The organism is Terriglobales bacterium (assembly GCA_035764005.1).
Classification (GTDB): Bacteria; Acidobacteriota; Terriglobia; order Terriglobales; family Acidobacteriaceae; genus Gp1-AA112.
Genome location: DASTZZ010000019.1, coordinates 95,451 through 111,922 on the forward strand (window position 1 = coordinate 95,451; position 16,472 = coordinate 111,922).

Below are 16,472 nucleotides of genomic sequence, written 5' to 3' on the forward strand. Positions count from 1 at the left end.
CGCTTAAACCGCCGGTAGAGACGCGGCGTGCGTCTCCCCTTTCATCACCGGTCCGTGTGCCGGACCGATCAAATTCGTTACCGCTGCAATCAACTGCTCATCCTGCACTGGCTTCGTCAGGAATCCTGCTGCGCCTTCTTTTTCTGCGCGCTCACGATGCTTTGCTCCTGCGCGCGACGTCACGACCATCACGGGAATGCCTTTGGTCTCGGCATTCTGGCGTAGGTGCATCATCAGCTCGTAGCCGTTGGTGCGCGGCATTTCCAGATCGGTAATGATCAGATCGCAGCGAGTCTGCAGCGCGATTTCCAGAGCTTCAAGACCATCGGCGGCCAGGCGCACGCGATAACCGGCTTTTTCCAGCATGCGTCCGACGAACTTGCGCACGCTGATCGAATCGTCGGCAAGAATGACAACCTTTTCCTGACGCAAAGGCTCCATTGCCGCTTCGGGAATCTCGCCGGCTGCGAGCGCAGCCGCGCCGGGCGCAAAGATGCGGGCTGCAGTGGCGTTCGTCATCAACGGACGGCGTTCAATGGCCTCGCCAGCGACCAGACGATTCACGTCGATTAAGAGAATAAGGCTGCCGTCGGGTGCAATCGTCGCTCCCGGAAAGAGCTTTACATTACGCAGATACTCGCCGAGGTTCTTGATCACGATTTCGTCCTTGCGCAGAACCTCGTCGATGATCACGCCGACGGAACGCCCGGCGACGCTGACGATCACCAGATGATAAAAACCATTTACCGGCTCGACGTGAGCAAGCCCAAGCTGGGAATCGAGGCGCACAACCTCGGTCACTACATCGCGAACTTTCGTGAGCAGCTTGCCGCCGACTTCTTCAATCGTGCTCGCCGGTACACGGCGGATTTCTTCAACGAATGAAAGTGGGAATGCAAAGGAAATGTCGCTGCAACGCACGAACAGCGCTTGCGAAATGATCAGCGTGAGCGGGACCTTCAATGTGAAGCGTGTGCCGAGGTCCTTCTGTGTATCGACATCGATTTCGCCGTTCAACGTGGTGAGGTTGGCGCGAACCACGTCGAGTCCGACTCCGCGTCCCGCGAGTTCGGTCTTGCGCTGGGCGGTCGAAAAGCCTGGATGGAAGAGCAGTTCCAGCAGATCTCGTTCTGCCAGGCGCTCCGCTTGCTCCTCCGAGTAGATGCCCTGATCCACCGCCGTCTTGCGAACCTTCTCGTAGTCGATGCCTTTTCCGTCATCTTCAACTTCGATGTAGATGTGATTGCCGCGATGGTACGCGCGAACGGCAACGTTGCCGTGGTCGGTCTTGCCGGCGTTGTATCTCTCCTCAGAGCTTTCGAGACCATGCGCGACGGCATTGCGCACGAGATGAATCAGCGGATCCGATATTTGTTGAATAATGCTGTTATCAAGTTCCGTTTCGGCGCCGCTGAGAGTCAGTTCAACCTGTTTGCCTGCGGCTTTAGCGGCATCGCGAACCGTTCGCGAAATACGTGTGTAGAGGTTCCCAATTGGAACCATTCGCGCCTGAGTAATTTCATCCTGCAGACGATGAGCAAGCTTTGTGAACTCATCGATGTCAGAATCGACGCGACGAACGAAGCCATCGAGCTGCGTGAGGACTTCGGTCACGTCGGCCGAGATTTCCGTCAGAGAGCGCGAAAGGATGCTGTAGTCATCGTAACGATCCCACTCCAGTTCGCTAAATTCTGAAGAATCGCTAAATCCACCGACCAAGCCATGAGAGCCGGTTGAGGAGAACGAGGAGGTAAACATTCCCGTCAACCGGCTGAATTCGTGCTTCTCCTGGAAGTCGGAGATCTTCTCTGACATTCTTCCCTTGGAGAAGTTCAGCACTTCGGCGAGCCGCTGCAGCTCTGTGAGACGGCCCAGCATTCGCGTACGGTTAATCACCAGTTCGCCGACGGCGTTCATCATGCTGTCGAGGCGCTCGAGAGCGATGCGAACCGATTTCGACTGCGGCAGCGCTGCAGGCTCCTTGCTGCGCAGCCCGGCGATGATCTCCGGCTCTTGCTCCGAGTCGGAACTGTCTTCGAAGACGTTCTTTGCTGGTGTGGCGGTGGCTTCGGACTTCGTCTGAACAGGTAGCGGCGCAGGCACAACGGTAGTTTCTTTTGCACGCTCAACGGGCTGATCTGACTCTTCAGCGGGCGCGAGCGCGCGCAGCCTGCTCAGCAGCGACTTTACTGTAACTTGCAAAGTTGCTTCGTCCGGCCACTGGCGATAGACGAATTTCTTGATTGCATCAACGGCTTCGAAGCAGAGATCGATGACCTTTTGACTCGGCTTGATCTCTCCGTCGCGGACGTGACCGATCAGGTCTTCGGCACGATGCGCCACATGCGAAATTCTCTGCAGGCCCACCTGCGCGGCGGAGCCTTTGATCGTGTGCATCGAGCGGAAAAGGCGATTTACCGTTTCAGGATCGGCCGAGCTTTCCAAGGTCAGCAGGCAATCTTGCACGATTTGAAGGTGCTCTTCCGCTTCCGGAACAAAGAATTCCAGAATCTCCGCAGGCACGTCGCCGTCGGGTTCCAGATCTGGAATATCAGCGCCTGGACTCGCGGCAGCAGCAGCGACGACTGGCCGGGGCGCCGACTGTGGCTGCGCAATTTCAGTCCGCGCAGGCACATCGATCTTTGCTGCGGGCTCGGGCTGCAGAGCAGCTTCGGGCTTTACTTCAGTCTTATTCTCAGCTTTTGCACTGCTCTCGGCGGCAAGCGGCAGATCTGCCTTTTGATGCAGATTCACCGGTGCAACGTAATCTTCCACGGGCTGCGGTGCTTGCACCGCAGGCTCGAAGGCGAAAGCATAACGCAGCTTAAACGCGCTGATCTCTTCTTCGCTCTCGATTCCGTTGGCGCTGATCATCAGCAAATCGGATTCAAGAACGGCGATGCCTTCAGAAATAAACTCAGTGATCGGTCCGGTCGCATCTGCAGCGATGGTTGCGTTCATCGCGTACTGAAAGATGTGACTCAGCTTGCTGGCGACTTCGCGAAAAAGGGGAAATCCATAGGAACCGGAGCTGCCCTCAAGCGTGTGAGCGGAAATATAGAGACGCTGAATGTCTTCCGGAACCGGATAGGGATCCTGGAGAATGCCGGAGTACTCCCGCAGAAACTGCAGGTGCTCGGAGGCTTCCTGAAGAAAGACCTCGACGAATTCTGCTCCCGGCGTGCTCACAAACTCTCCTGTGCAGCGCTTCGCGCCAGCGCCGACTTGCGATAGATGAGCGAGTCCGCAATGACAATCGGCTCGAGTTCCACTTTGGCTTTGGCTACCGACTCCGCATGGCCCAAAAATAGATATCCATCCGGCTCGAGGTACTCATGAAAACGCCGGATCAAATTCGCCCGCAGATCGTCGGAAAAATAAATGAGGACGTTCATGCAAAAAATGCAGTCGAAGCGTCCCATATAGACCATCTGCGCCAGATTCATTTGCGCGAAGGTGATCATGTTGCGGACCTTCGGCTTCACCTGGAATTCATCTTTGCTGGATCGACTGAAGTACGCCTCGATCTGCTCGGGCGCGAGCGATTCCAGATCGCGCTTCGTGTAGCATCCGCGCTCGGCGACATTCAATGCATTGCGGCTGATGTCCGTCGCCAGAATCTCGATTGTCCATGCATCCGGAAGTTCGAGTGCATCGAGTACGCTGATCGCGATTGAGTAAGGCTCTTCGCCAGTCGAACAGCCGGCGCTCCATATCCGCAGGGTTCGTGGATTGCTCCAGAACTTCTTTGCATGAATCTCGGGTAACACTTTTTCCGCGAGTGCCTGATACACGGCTGGGTAGCGGAAAAAAGAAGTTTCCTGTGTAAGAAGCCGTTCCAGCAGCGATTCATATTCCGCGTTCGAACCATTAATGGCTCGCAGCAACTCGGAAGCCCGCCCGAGCTGTTTCTGAATCAGATGTTCACGGACGTGCTTGGACAGGAACCGAGTGCGCGACTCGTCAAACAAAATTCCAGAACGACGTTCGATGAACGAACGCAGTTCGCCGAGCTCATGCTCGGTTACCAGCACCGAATTGGAATTCTCGCCCACAGTCCTAATCAGCTATTTCTGTTTGACTACCGTCTTGCGACTGCCGCAGCCGCCGAACTGAGTTCCTTGATCTCAACCGGCCCGCTCGAGCTGATGCGGAACTGCGAGAGCGCCTCGTTCAACTGCTCTGACAGCTTCACCATGTTCTCGACCGTGCGTGCCGTCTGACGCGCGCCTTGCGAAGTCTGACGCGTGATGTTCGAAATGATCTGCATCGCGTTCGCCACACCTTCCGTACCACGCACCTGTTGCTTCGATGCCAGCGAAATTTCCTGAACAAGTTCTGCCGACTGTCGGACGACGCTCGAAATCGCTTCCAGCGCTTTACCGGCTTGGTCTGCGAGTCGGGCTCCGACTTCCACTTCTTTGGTTCCTTCTTCCATGACTACGACGGCTTCGTTGGTTTCGGCCTGAATGGCTTTGATCAGACCTGCGATGTCCTTCGTAGCAGTTCGCGAGTGTTCAGCGAGTTTGCGGACTTCGTCGGCGACGACTGCGAATCCGCGTCCGGCTTCGCCTGCTCGGGCCGCCTCGATAGCAGCGTTGAGGGCGAGCAAGTTGGTTTGCTCGGTGATGTCGTTAATCACATTGATGATTTCGGAAATTTCCAGCGAACGATCGCCGAGCGACTTAATCTTCTTTGCAGTCGCCTGCACCGAAGCACGGATGCGCTGCATACCTTCCAGTGTGTCGCGAACGGAGCGGTTGCCCTGTTCGGCGGCGTCGAGAGCACGTCGCGCAGCTTCTGCCGAAGCTTCGGCGTTGTTCGACACCTGCTTCATCGAGACCGTCAGCTCTTCGACAGCAGACGAGGTGTTTGTGATTTCCTGGTCCTGCTGCACGGCGCCACTGGCCATGTCTTCAGAAGAAAGCAGAATCTCATTGGCGCTGGACGATACGTCCACGGCAGCCTTGCGCACGCGTTCGAGCACCTTGGCGAAGTTATCGAGCATGTAGTTCACTGAATCGACAACGTTTCCCAAGGCATCGTTCGTGACTCTTCCACGCAGGGTCAAATCACCACGAGCAATTTGGCTGACGACCGTCAGAAAGTCCGTCACGCTCTTCTGGAGGGCTTCCTGCGCTTCGTGATTGTGAACGGCGCGGCTGATGCGCTCCGAGCTGCGCGTGAAGTTCTCCGCAATTACGGTGAAGTCGTCATCGCCTTCGATATGCGGACGGCTGTTGTACTCGCCATTGGCGAACTTCTGTGAGTAGTTCACCAGCTCGTTCACAGGCTTCGCTATCTTGTTCGAGAGCCGGAAGAGAACGAACATCGCCGCAGACAGCCCGACGAGCACCGCAGCCAGAAACAGCTTCGGCGTCTCGCCCGGCGCGGACATCGCGTCGCCGATGCCAAGTCCGTTGGCGTGCGAGCCTGCCGAGTATGCAAAATAGAGAACGGCCAACAGCGCAGCGGCGTTGATCGCTCCCAATGTCCAGATGGCTTGATTCAGCCGACCTTTCATAACTGCCTCCGAAAACTTGAACTCCGAATTCCTATTTTGGTCATATCACCGGAACCGGAAATGCTTCCACTAATCTCTTCAAATCCAGCGTGAGCGCCAGCCGATCCTCCTGGCGCAGCATCCCACAACAATGCGGAACGTCGCGGGGGATGTCCGCCAGAATCAACGGGTCCGAGGTACTGTAGGTTCCGAACACCTCGTCTGCCGCAATTCCGATGCGGAGATGATCGCGGTCGCCTTCTGCCGGAAGATACGCCACGACAACTTGCCGCGGCGGCAGATCCGGGCGCCGCCCTTCGCTGAACGCAATGTCCACGATTGGCACAATCGATCCGCGCAAGTTGAAAATGCCCATGAGGAAGCTGGGGGCCAGCGGCATGCGCGTTAACGATGGCCAATCTACTACTTCCTCCACTTCCAACACCGACAGGCAGAAACGCTCGCGCCCTGCGCGAAAAACGCAGTACTGACGCAGCGGCTCCTGTGGTCCGAGTGCCAGATCGGGAACTTCGATCTGATCCGGTGAGATCGGCTCGAGCTGCTGCGGAATTGGCGTTTCTTCCGTCACCTATACAAACCTCTGCACTGCCCCGAGAAGCTCGGCGGGAGTGAACGGTTTAATCACGTAGCCGTCCGCACCCTGCTGCTGAGCCCAGAACTTGTCACTCTCCGTGTTCTTCGAACTCACGATCACCACTGGAATCGAGCTGAACTCCGCACTGCCCTTCAATTCACGACAGGCCTGAAAACCGTTGCGTTCCGGCATGACGACATCCATCAAAATCAGACTCGGCCTCTCCGCCGCGATGGTGGCTTCGAGCTTGCGGGGATCGTGAATCGCCACGGGCCAATACCCCGCCTTTTGAAGCACAGATTCCATGAGCTTCACTTCTGCGAGCGAATCGTCGACGATGAGAATCTTTTTCACGGGGTCTCTATAACTCCATCTCAAGCTCTAGCCGCATACGTGAGTGACTCCAAATTCTTCTCCGACCGCGCGGTTTTCTCCGCGCACTGCATTTCGAGCTCTAGCGAGGTAAAGCGCTGCATCATTTCATGTAGACGAAGTGTCATCGCATGCAGCGTCTCCAGTTGCTCGCGCATGTTTGGCTCAAGGCCGGCCGATTGCAGCATCAGTAACTCCGCATTTCCCAACACAGAGGTAAGTGCGTTATTGAAACCGTGACGCATCTCCGCCATGTATTTACCCAGCGTCGCATGGGCCTCCTGCGACCGCGCGTTCTGCTCGAGCCGCTGAATATGCGCAAAGATCTCGCGACGCTTCAAGATTTCCTCTGTGACCAAAACCAGCGTATCGAGCCACGCGTCATGTCGCGGAATCACGGTTAATCGCGGATATGCGCGCCGCAAGCCGTGAACAGATTCTCCCGCGGTAGACACATAAACAGCCGGCGCAGCTCCTCGATTCAGCAGCGTACGGATTTCATTTGCTCGGGGCGCTTGCATGTCTCCGGCAATCGCAATATCGAAAGCCGAAGCACTCGTGCTCCGCAATAAATCGCTATTAACCGCGGTGAACTCCGGCACCTGCGATTGCATCTGCCACCGGGCAACCAGATCACGGAAAAATCCAGCCTGATCGGATACCACGAGCACTTTTGGACTCTGATTGGCAATCTGACTCATTACTTCAGCTTCTCCGTCGCGTCGATTACCGCCAACAGTCTCTTTGCGGTTGCCGCCAGGCTTACTGCCGCATCGATATCGCCGCGCTCTTTCGCTTTCGCGACCTGCTCCTGAATGGCCGCAGCCTGATGGTGCGAGCAATCCAGCGCCTCTGCCAATCCGCTCTTGTTTCCTTCTTTCGCCATGGCGGCGGCATTCGCGAGCAGACAGCGAGCGGCAACTGCTTTCTGGATTGCCCCGCAGCTCGCGTCACCAGCTTGCACGTAAGCTTTCACTTCCCAAGATGCGAGCACTTCTTTTGCGTGGCCGACGATCACCGTGCACACGGTGCTCTTTTGTTTCGAAGCGAAGAGTTGTTCTGAGATCGTCTCCACTACTTTTTCGAGCGTTGCTTCGGCACGAGATTCAGCCGGCACCGCGTCGGGCGCCATCACCGCAAACTCCGGAAGGCCCGCTTGAGATGGCACCGGTGTCGCTCCGTTCTTGGCGGCTCCTATGGTTTGAATTTTCTTTGTGAGAATATTGCGAACCTGTCCCAGCTGACGGAACGATTGGCCTGCTCGATACGCTTCCCGAAATGGTTTTTTCCATTGGTGGCAAAGAGTCCGCAGCGTGGCCAGAGGCTCTTCGGAGCCAAGTCCGGCTTCGCGGCAATCGACGCTGCTTACGCCGGCGCTCTCGAGTTGCTGGATCGCGGTGCGGATCGCCTGGAGATCCGAGTGCATGAGGCGGAAGAATCCGAGGCGCAAGCGGAAGTTGAATCTTGTGATCTGAACCAGTGCTTCCGGAGAGAAGTACTGAGCGCCCAACGCTTTCTTCTTATTCCTGCCAAGCTCGACCAATCCGCTATCAAGCAGTTCGGAAAGCGTCGAGCAGCGATCGACGCTGTTCGCGATCTCGTCGAACTGCTTCATCCAAAGGAATTCGCGGGGAGCGACGGCGCCAAGCACAGGTCGAAGCGCCTGCGCAACTTCAGACGAAGTCACCTGACTGTCATGAGGATGATGCGGTGCGACTGCCGCGAAGTACTGCACCAGGAGGTAATCCAGCTTGTCGCGGAGTGCCTCATCGCGCTGCTGTTGCGGGAGATGCCGCAGGAGCAACGCTCGCAGCAACTGCTCCTCGCCAAAGCGATCGCTCTGCAGGAGTTGTCGCATCTGCGCGACCTGCACCTGGCGGTCAACCTGACTGAACCATTTGTGGACTTTGTCTAAGACTTCGCGTTCTGCGCGGTCCACAGGATTTTCGAGCTCTTTGCAGTGTGGAACTTCGAGCTGGAACTCGCGAATGAGGGCCGAGTAAAACGAATAAAGACGACGCGCGCTACGCCATTCGGCGGCGATTTCGATCAGCGATGCGGTAGCAGTGCTCATCATTTAATAATCCAGTTATGCACTTCGGCGGTGAAGCGAGCCGCCACCAAAGTTTCCGAGGCGCTGACCTGTACCGCCATTACCTCCGCCTCCGCGTCCAGAGAGCCGTCGCGGTTGGTAAGCCGCAGTCGGTCACCGAACTCCATTGGCAGGGCGCAGCGAAAAATCACTTCGTGCGCAGTCCCGTATTCCAGAACGGTACGCACCGGTTCGGACGAACTTCCACTCACGCGCGAAACTTCCACGGGCATCTTTACTCTCGTGCCGTCAGGGAAAAATTGTGCCAGTCGCTCCAAATCCGGTGGTTGCGCGGAGGTCCGATTGCCAATTTTTGCCAGTTCCTGTCTCAGCGAGTCCCGTGCAATCGTCATCGCGCGCCTTTCCCGTCGAACACACAGAGTGCGACGGTACAAGATGTGCAAAGCGGGTGCCAAATCGCGGCAGCTTCTAAGCTGTTGATAACTGGTCAGAAATGCGCTTCGAAAGCCCTGAAACGCAGTGGAATGTCTCAGAATGAAACCGCTGTCTCACCTGCTCAGGCAGGGCTAAAGGTTCATTTTGGGACTCCTACCGCGGCCCCCATCTGGGAAGACTGACCGATGTTATAGCGTTTCAATTTGCGATACAGCGTCGCACGGCTGATACCAAGCATCTGTCCGGTGAGCGTTTTGTCGCCCTTTGTCTGTTCAAACACGCGTCGGATGGTTTCTCGCTCCAGCTCTGCAAGGTCGCTCGACTTCACCGGTGTTGCTTCGATTTGAGCCTCCGGCGGTTCCGAGAACCGACGAATCGCGGGTGGCAAGTCGTGAACATCAATCGCGTTTTGGCTGCCTAATGCGACCGCACGCTCAATGCAATTCTCCAATTCGCGGACATTGCCGGGCCACTCATACTGCAACAGATCCTGCATGGCAGCCTGAGTGATGTGGATGTTCTGCCCAGGAACAAACCTGTTTAGAAACCAGTGAACCAAAGCGGGAATGTCGGCCTTGCGCTCCCGTAATGGCGGAAGATGCAGGGTGACGACATTCAGACGGAAGTAAAGGTCTTTGCGGAATGTTCCTTCTTTGTAGGCGGCTTCGAGATCGCGATTGGTGGCCGCGATGACTCTCACATCGACTTTTACCCGAGTGTTGCTACCTACAGGCCTAACCTCTTTCTCCTGGAGAACTCTGAGAAGTTTCGCCTGCATTTCCAGCGGCAACTCGCCGATCTCATCGAGGAAGATCGTTCCCCCATTGGCACTTTCGAAAAGGCCTTCCTTGTTCCGCGCCGCTCCGGTAAATGCACCTTTCTCGTACCCGAAAAGTTCACTCTCGATCAGTGTAGGAACCAGCGAACCACAATCGACGGCAACGAATGGACGTTTCGCATATTGGCCGCGGAAATGAATGGCGCGGGCAACCAGTTCCTTTCCCGTTCCGCTTTCGCCGGTGATGAGCACCGGAGTACGCGTGTCCTTCAAGCGCGCAATCATGCGCAGCACGTCCTGAATTTTGACGGAGGAGCCAACGATGCCGCTGAGGTCCGTCTCGGTATTCACGCGCTCCCGTAGAAAGGTGTTTTCATTTACGAGCTGCACCTTCTCCCGCATCCGCTCCAGCAGAAGTTTCAACTCTTCGATTCGAAAGGGCTTTGTAATGTAGTCGTAAGCGCCGAGGCGCATCGCCTGCACCGCACTCTCAATCGAACCATGGCCCGTCATGATCGCGATCTCGGCATGCGCCATTGAGCTCTTTACTTCCGTTAGAAAATCGAGCCCAGACATATTCGGCATCATCAGGTCGGCCAGAATCATATCGGGAGCATCGGAATCAAGTTCTGCGAGCGCAGCTTCGGCGCTCTCAGCTTGCGTGCAACGCAACCCGAGTGATGCTCCGACGGTGGCGCAGAGCTTACGAATGCTCTCTTGATCGTCCACGACGAGCAGATGAAGAGTCTCCTGGCTCATCGCGCCTCACCTGCCATAAGCGTTTCAATACTGCGCAACAACTGCGCAACTCGGAACGGCTTTTCGATACATGGCGCGCCGGTCTTCTCGAGAATGTCCATGGTTTCGCGATTCACCGTGTCACCAGTAATGAACAGAATGCGCCGCGAGAGTTCCGGACGATTTGCGCGAATCCATGCGTGAACGTCCGCCCCACTGATGCCTCCCGGCGTGCGCATATCGGAGATCACTCCCATGTATGCGCCGCTCTCCAGCAGCTTCAATCCTTCGGCACCCGACGATGCGCTCACGATAGAGTAGCCATTGCGCTCCAGTGCCGTCCGCAGAAACGACATCACCGCAGCTTCGTCTTCGATTACCAGCAGAGGTAATTTACTCATCGTGATCTCTTCGCGCGTCATTTCCTTTCAGTCGCTTGAGGCCTTTGCAGCCTTCGCCAACCCACGTGCCGCATTCAGGAGTGGCAAACGGACGGAAAAAGTTGCTCCAGACATGTTCTGATTGTTGAAGCACACAATCTCGCCTCCGTGCTCCCTGACGATTCCATAGCAAATACTCAGGCCAAGACCTGTTCCCTTTCCGACTTCTTTCGTTGTGTAGAAGGGATCAAAGATTTTCTCCGGATTTGAGATTCCTGTGCCCGTATCGATAAAGCTGACGTCCACAGAGTCTCGCAAACGCGAAGTTGCAATGCTAATGCGACCCCGGCTGCCAGTCTCGCGGACAGCATCGAACGCATTGTTCAAGATGTTGAGAAATACCTGCTGAAGCTGATGCGCGTCTCCGGTTACCTTCGGCAGAGTCGAATCGAAGTTCTCCACCAGCTCAACACCTTCGTTGCTCAAGTCATATGCGCGCAACGAAACTGTTCGCCGCAGCACCTGATGCAGATCGACGGCCTGCTTCTGCGGCGGAGTCTGCCGCGCAAAACTAAGCAGGTTACGGACAATTTCGCGCGTGCGCTGAGCTTCGTGCACAATGACCCGCAAGTCCTCCTTTGCTTCGATTGATAGCTCCGGACTATCGATCAGAAGATCGGCAAACCCCATGATCGCTGTCAGCGGATTGTTCACCTCGTGAGCCACGCCAGAAACGAGCTGGCCAACGGCTGCCATTTTCTCTGTGTGCATGAGTTTCGCCCGCAGCATGGCCACATCCGTGATGTCTGTCATTACCGCGACAAGACTGTTTACCTCGCCGGAAGGGCTGCGCATGGGACTCAGATTCACAGAAAAGCTCCCGATGCTCTGACGATCGCGAACCAGCGCAAGTTCGAGGTTATTTACAACCTTTCCTTCGAGAACCGACTCGATGGCGTTGCGCAGCATGCCCCGATGGCTGGGAGCAACCATGGTTTCAATTCGGGAACCGACCAGGTCTCCTCCGGAACCCATCACTACTTCACAGCAACGACGGTTGGCGTAGCTCACCAGGCCGGCTGTATCGGCAACAGCAATGAGACTCTGCGTGTGGTTTAGGATCTGCGTGTTAAAGTCGTGCTCGCGCAGCAGCTGCGATTGCACGTGTTTCATTTCGGTAATGTCGAGCAGCACGCCTCGATATTCGACTACCCTGCCGGCATCGTCGCGGACGACGAAGCTGTTTTCGAGAACATAGATAATCGAACCCTCGCGACGGAGCAAAGCCAGCTCATGGTTGCGGAGCCGCCCAAACTGGTCCAGCGCTCGCTTAACCACGTTCCGATGCCCCGGGTCGACGTAGAGCTTTTCCGCACTGACGGCAAGCAGTTGCTCGCGGCTGTCGTAACCGAGCATACGGACCAGAGCGTCATTTACTTCCAGTAGCTGACCATCTGGCGCAGAGAAGTAGGCGCCTTCCTGGATGTTGTCGAAGAGTTCGCGATAGAGTCGCTCCGCGCGACGGCTGGCAGTCACGTCCTTCAGCACGTGGACGGTTTGCGGAGAATCGTCTCCGGGACTTCGCAGTCGTGAAGATGAAATCAAATAGACGTTGCCTGTCTTTGCTTCGCGGAACTCTTCCCGGAAGTGTTCACCGGAGAGGTCCAGGCAAAACGGGCATGTTTGACTGGAGAAGCTCGGCGCGAATAATTCCCGAGCCGGGATCCCCAACAATTGCGCAGGCTCTTTTTTCAGCTTTTCCGCTAGGGAGCGATTTACCCGTAGTACGCGATGCCGTTCATCGTGCACCAGCATGAGATCAGAAATGGAATCAAATATCTCTGCCCACTGCCGGCTCGCACGGGTAATACGCGCAAACAGCTGCGAGGCCTGCAAAGAGGCGGCGGCATGTACCGCCATCGCTTGCAGTAGTTCTACGTCTCCGGCGGAGTGAGCCTTGCAATCAACCAATCCCAGGGCGGCGAGCAGCTCCCTGCCGGCACCATACAGCGGCGTAACGATCAGTTGCTTCCATCCGTGTTCCCGCGCCAGTTCCGAATCAAATCGGTCCGCCGCGAGCACGATGCCCTTCGCCGAGGACCGGGCGGTCAATTCTTCGATTGCACGATTTAAGCGGACGAACGAAAGCTGACGAACAGCTTCTGGTTGGAATAGTACAGTCTGAGCCCGACCATTTTTGATAAGCGCCAGAAAACCACATTTGGCTCCGACGACTTCCATAGTGCGACCGGTGAACTTTTTCGCGAGGTCATCCAGCTCGATTGCGCCTCCTACTTCCAAAGCAAACGAGACGAGCGTCTCAGCCCGCAGACGATGACGTTCGGAGTGCGCAACATCATCACGCAACTCTGGAGAAGTAGGGTTCATGTTCGGGGAATCTGTCTCAAAACGAGCCTGATCCGAACTGCGACGGTAGCGTGCAATCTCATTTTGAGTCAACGCGAATCAGAATCGCCGTGCATCGTCGGTAACCAGTTACTCCCCTGAGAAGTTCTCAGCTTGAGACGTGAGAAACGCCAGATTCCGGCTCGATGAGACAGCTTGGTTTCAGCGAGGCGCTGGATGCGCTCTCACCGCTGCGGGAATTCCATCGAGGAATCAATAACTTGCGCGTGCCTTGATTACCGAGGTCATGACTCGCCTAACGCTGGCACCCTCCGTGCACATTTCAGGCTGAATTTATCCCTAAGGAGAAGACTGTGCGCAGCTTCTTTCAGAAATCCCGCTGGTTTGTGGTGGTAATCGGACTTGTACTCGGGCTGGCAGTACTTACACATGGTGAAGACTCCACACGAAAGATCAAATCAAAAGTTTCCCCTCAATACCCGGAGTTGGCAAAAAAGATGAATGTAACCGGGGCAGTCAAACTCGAACTTATCGTGGGCGCAAACGGGCAAGTTAAGTCGGTAAGGCCGTTGGGCGGACATCCGCTGTTAATCGACGCAGCCGAAGCCGCCGTAAAACAGTGGCGTTATGAACCCGGCTCAGAAGGTACTGAGGTGGTAGAGATCCGGTTTACGAACAGCAACAACTAGGCTCCGGCGCCTGGAAACGCAGGTATAGGCAATGACAATCGCAAAAAAGCTTCGCGTTGGCTTTGGCATCATGACCGGCTTGGTATTCGTACTCGGCCTGTTCAATGTGGGAGCTCTCATCCGCGAGCACTCGGCGAAGAAGCACACGCAACGATCGTTCCAATTGTTGCGCGACACCTCTGCTCTGCAGTATCAACTCAGCCAAAATCAGATCCATCTGGACAATTACTTGTTGAGCGGCGATCCCGCCGAGGCTGACAAGGTTGTGAGCGGGGCGTCTCATCTCGATGAAGCCATTCACGAAACCAAAGCCAGAGCAACCGAAGAGGAACGTGTTCCGCTTGACCGTCTGAATGAGGCAGAGCACGAATGGCTCGACCGTTTTGCACGTCCGCTAATGGACAAACGCAAACAGGTTGATTCGGGCAATTCGACGGTGGCGGAACTGCAGATCTTTTATCTCCAGCAAAATCCCAGCGATTGGCTGAAGAGCGTGAAAGATCCCGTCGATCAGACCATGGCAGCCACCGAGCAGGTGCTGCAAGACCAACAGCAGGGTGACGCCATATTGGGAACGATGATGACCTGGCTGGCCAGCATTCTTGCCCTCGTGGCGTTGAGTGGGGGCATCACGGTTGCGCGTCGAGTTCCCAAGTCGATCACAGATCCGCTCTTCCATCTGATGTTGGTGGCGCGTGAGATCGGCGACTCGGGTGATCTCGATCAGAAGATCGATATCGAGCGGGAAGATGAGATCGGCGAGCTTAGCAAGAGCTTCAACAAAATGATCGCCTATCTGAAAGAGATGGCGGGATTCTCCGAGGCGATTGCCGGCGGAGATCTGAGCGTGCAAGTACAGCCCCGCTCGCAGCGTGACACGCTGGGTCGAGCGTTCTCTGAAATGACGATCGGGCTGCGCGCGCTGGTTAAGAGCACTCGCGACAGCGCGTCGCAGGTTGCCGGCGGATCGAACGAAGTCGCCAGCGCTTCAGACGAATCGGCAAAGATCAACGTCCAGGCTGCATCGGCTATTGATGAAGTCACCAGCACCATGCACGAGATGAGTATCAACGTACAGAACATGGTGAAGAACACGCAGACGCAGGCATCGAGCGTGAGCGAAACGTCAGCATCGATCGATCAGATGGTCGCTTCCATTCAACGCGTCGCCGATACCGCCAAGGTTCTGCTCGAGATTTCGCAGCGCTCACGCGAAGAGGTGCAGAGCGGAATCCAGACGATGGAGAAGACGACCGATGGATTGAACAAGATCAATGGTTCCATTCAGGCATCGTCCGGAATTATCCGCGCTCTGGGCACTCGCGCCGACGACATCGGCAAGATCATCGAAGTAATCGATGATCTCGCAGAGCAGACGAACCTGCTTGCTCTGAATGCCGCTATCGAAGCTGCGCGTGCCGGCGAACACGGACTCGGTTTCGCCGTCGTAGCCGACGAAGTACGCAAGCTGGCAGAAAAATCGGCGCAATCTACGCGGGAAATTTCCGATCTGATCGAGAGCATCCAGAAAGAGGCCCGCAAAGCGGTTGAGAATATGGACAAGAGCACCACCATCGTCAACGACGGTCTGGTGCAAGGTACGGAACTCAGCACTGCTCTCAAGAAGATCTCAAACGTCGTCACCGAAGTCTACAAGTTTGCTCAGGAAATCGGCGCAGCTACCAACGAGCAGTCGCACGGTTCTTCGCAGATTGCCCGCGCTACTACGCGATTGAATGAAATCACGCACGAAATCAATTCGTCGGTTGAGGAACAGGCATCGGGCGCGCAAGCTGTGGTTCGCGCCATGGAAAAGATGCGCGAGCTGATCCAGCGTTCCACTTCGGGATCGACTGAACTTGCTGCCTCTGCCGAGCAGATGAATAAGATGTCGCGGGCCATGCTCGAATCCATGGACCGCTTTGTGCTCGAAGCTCTGCAGGCGAACGCCAATGGGCATCGCAAAGGCGCAAACGGCCACTGGCAAGAAGATCAGAAGCCGCAGACCCGGTACGCAACGACGGTGAATTAACCGATTCCGAGGAGCACATGGCGAAGGACCTACAACTCGTCGGTTTCCGGATCGGGAAAGAAACGTTCGGTGTTCCGATTCACCTTGTTCACGAAATCGTTCGCGTTCCCGAGATTACTGCCGTGCCGGATGCGCCGGAGTACGTCGAGGGCGTCATCAACTTGCGCGGAAAAATCGTTTCGGTCATCGATCTGCGAAAGCGTTTTGGAGAAAAAAGGATCGAACGCACTCGGAAAAACCGAATCCTGGTGGCGGAGATCGAACGCAAGATGGTTGGCCTCATCGTTGACACTGCTTCTGAAGTGCTGCGGATTTGTCCAAACGAGATCGAGGATCCACCCGATGTTCTCAATGATGCTGAACTTAAATACGTCACCGGTGTGGGCAAATTGAACGGTCGACTCATCATTTTGGTCGACTTAGCAAAAATCATGCAAAAGGGTGAGTTACGAAGGCTGGGAGAGATGACAGTTCCCGCAATGGCGTAATACGAAGTATCTGCTGCGGACTTCCCCCGGTTCGTCGCGATA

At 55.9% G+C, this 16,472-nt stretch carries 14 protein-coding genes; 3 read left to right on the forward strand and 11 right to left on the reverse strand.

The genetic code is table 11. The annotated features are described in order from the left end of the window. Nucleotides 1-3: 3 nt before the first annotated feature. The 11 genes from VFU50_02755 to VFU50_02805 form a co-directional block, all read right to left on the reverse strand. Complete coding sequence (locus tag VFU50_02755; protein ID HEU5231753.1) at nucleotides 4-3,189, reverse strand: response regulator; 3,186 nt, start codon at nucleotides 3,187-3,189, stop codon at nucleotides 4-6. Further along, complete coding sequence (locus tag VFU50_02760) at nucleotides 3,186-4,055, reverse strand: protein-glutamate O-methyltransferase CheR (protein ID HEU5231754.1); 870 nt, start codon at nucleotides 4,053-4,055, stop codon at nucleotides 3,186-3,188. The genes VFU50_02755 and VFU50_02760 overlap by 4 nt, the downstream gene beginning before the upstream one ends. 26 nt (nucleotides 4,056-4,081) lie before the next feature. Continuing rightward, a complete protein-coding gene (locus tag VFU50_02765; protein HEU5231755.1) occupies nucleotides 4,082-5,524 on the reverse strand; it encodes a methyl-accepting chemotaxis protein in 1,443 nt (480 codons plus the stop codon). Nucleotides 5,525-5,564: 40 nt separating this feature from the next. After that, on the reverse strand, nucleotides 5,565-6,092 hold the full coding sequence (locus VFU50_02770; GenBank protein HEU5231756.1) for a chemotaxis protein CheW: 528 nt from the start codon (nucleotides 6,090-6,092) through the stop codon (nucleotides 5,565-5,567). Continuing rightward, nucleotides 6,093-6,452, reverse strand: coding sequence for a response regulator (locus tag VFU50_02775; protein ID HEU5231757.1), 360 nt, complete (start codon nucleotides 6,450-6,452; stop codon nucleotides 6,093-6,095). It lies immediately after the preceding gene. A 20-nt stretch (nucleotides 6,453-6,472) separates the two neighbouring features. Then, nucleotides 6,473-7,171 carry a hypothetical protein gene (locus VFU50_02780; protein HEU5231758.1) on the reverse strand — a complete coding sequence of 233 codons (699 nt, stop codon included), beginning with the start codon at nucleotides 7,169-7,171 and terminating at the stop codon, nucleotides 6,473-6,475. Further along, a complete protein-coding gene (locus tag VFU50_02785; GenBank protein HEU5231759.1) occupies nucleotides 7,171-8,547 on the reverse strand; it encodes a hypothetical protein in 1,377 nt (458 codons plus the stop codon). Before VFU50_02785 ends, VFU50_02780 begins: the two co-directional genes overlap by 1 nt. Further along, entirely contained in the window at nucleotides 8,544-8,915 is a 372-nt protein-coding gene (locus VFU50_02790) for a hypothetical protein (protein ID HEU5231760.1), read from the reverse strand. The genes VFU50_02785 and VFU50_02790 overlap by 4 nt, the downstream gene beginning before the upstream one ends. Before the next feature lie 182 nt (nucleotides 8,916-9,097). Continuing rightward, entirely contained in the window at nucleotides 9,098-10,495 is a 1,398-nt protein-coding gene (locus VFU50_02795) for a sigma-54 dependent transcriptional regulator (GenBank protein HEU5231761.1), read from the reverse strand. Then, on the reverse strand, nucleotides 10,492-10,875 hold the full coding sequence (locus tag VFU50_02800) for a response regulator (protein ID HEU5231762.1): 384 nt from the start codon (nucleotides 10,873-10,875) through the stop codon (nucleotides 10,492-10,494). The genes VFU50_02795 and VFU50_02800 overlap by 4 nt, the downstream gene beginning before the upstream one ends. A gap of 27 nt (nucleotides 10,876-10,902) precedes the next feature. Next, entirely contained in the window at nucleotides 10,903-13,242 is a 2,340-nt protein-coding gene (locus VFU50_02805; protein ID HEU5231763.1) for a PAS domain-containing protein, read from the reverse strand. A gap of 332 nt (nucleotides 13,243-13,574) precedes the next feature. Here VFU50_02805 and VFU50_02810 point away from each other — a divergent pair, with 332 nt between their 5' ends. The 3 genes from VFU50_02810 to VFU50_02820 are packed head-to-tail and all read left to right on the forward strand — an operon-like array spanning nucleotide 13,575 to nucleotide 16,430. Then, nucleotides 13,575-13,910 (forward strand): energy transducer TonB, encoded by a 336-nt coding sequence (locus VFU50_02810; protein ID HEU5231764.1) that lies wholly within the window; start codon nucleotides 13,575-13,577, stop codon nucleotides 13,908-13,910. A gap of 31 nt (nucleotides 13,911-13,941) precedes the next feature. Further along, nucleotides 13,942-15,942: a methyl-accepting chemotaxis protein gene (locus tag VFU50_02815; protein ID HEU5231765.1), complete on the forward strand. Its 2,001-nt coding sequence runs from the start codon at nucleotides 13,942-13,944 to the stop codon at nucleotides 15,940-15,942. Between the two features lie 17 nt (nucleotides 15,943-15,959). Next, nucleotides 15,960-16,430 (forward strand): chemotaxis protein CheW, encoded by a 471-nt coding sequence (locus VFU50_02820; GenBank protein ID HEU5231766.1) that lies wholly within the window; start codon nucleotides 15,960-15,962, stop codon nucleotides 16,428-16,430. The last annotated feature ends 42 nt before the right edge of the window (nucleotides 16,431-16,472 follow it).

What these genes read in the sequence shown, in the direction of transcription:
- VFU50_02765 (HEU5231755.1), bottom strand. Translation starts at nt 5,524, where the DNA reads ATGAAAGGTCGGCTGAATCAAGCCATCTGGACATTGGGAGCGATCAAC.
- VFU50_02820 (HEU5231766.1), top strand. Translation starts at nt 15,960, where the DNA reads ATGGCGAAGGACCTACAACTCGTCGGTTTCCGGATCGGGAAAGAAACG.
- VFU50_02795 (HEU5231761.1), bottom strand. Translation starts at nt 10,495, where the DNA reads ATGAGCCAGGAGACTCTTCATCTGCTCGTCGTGGACGATCAAGAGAGC.
- VFU50_02780 (HEU5231758.1), bottom strand. Translation starts at nt 7,171, where the DNA reads ATGAGTCAGATTGCCAATCAGAGTCCAAAAGTGCTCGTGGTATCCGAT.
- VFU50_02805 (HEU5231763.1), bottom strand. Translation starts at nt 13,242, where the DNA reads ATGAACCCTACTTCTCCAGAGTTGCGTGATGATGTTGCGCACTCCGAA.
- VFU50_02800 (HEU5231762.1), bottom strand. Translation starts at nt 10,875, where the DNA reads ATGAGTAAATTACCTCTGCTGGTAATCGAAGACGAAGCTGCGGTGATG.
- VFU50_02790 (HEU5231760.1), bottom strand. Translation starts at nt 8,915, where the DNA reads ATGACGATTGCACGGGACTCGCTGAGACAGGAACTGGCAAAAATTGGC.
- VFU50_02785 (HEU5231759.1), bottom strand. Translation starts at nt 8,547, where the DNA reads ATGATGAGCACTGCTACCGCATCGCTGATCGAAATCGCCGCCGAATGG.
- VFU50_02815 (HEU5231765.1), top strand. Translation starts at nt 13,942, where the DNA reads ATGACAATCGCAAAAAAGCTTCGCGTTGGCTTTGGCATCATGACCGGC.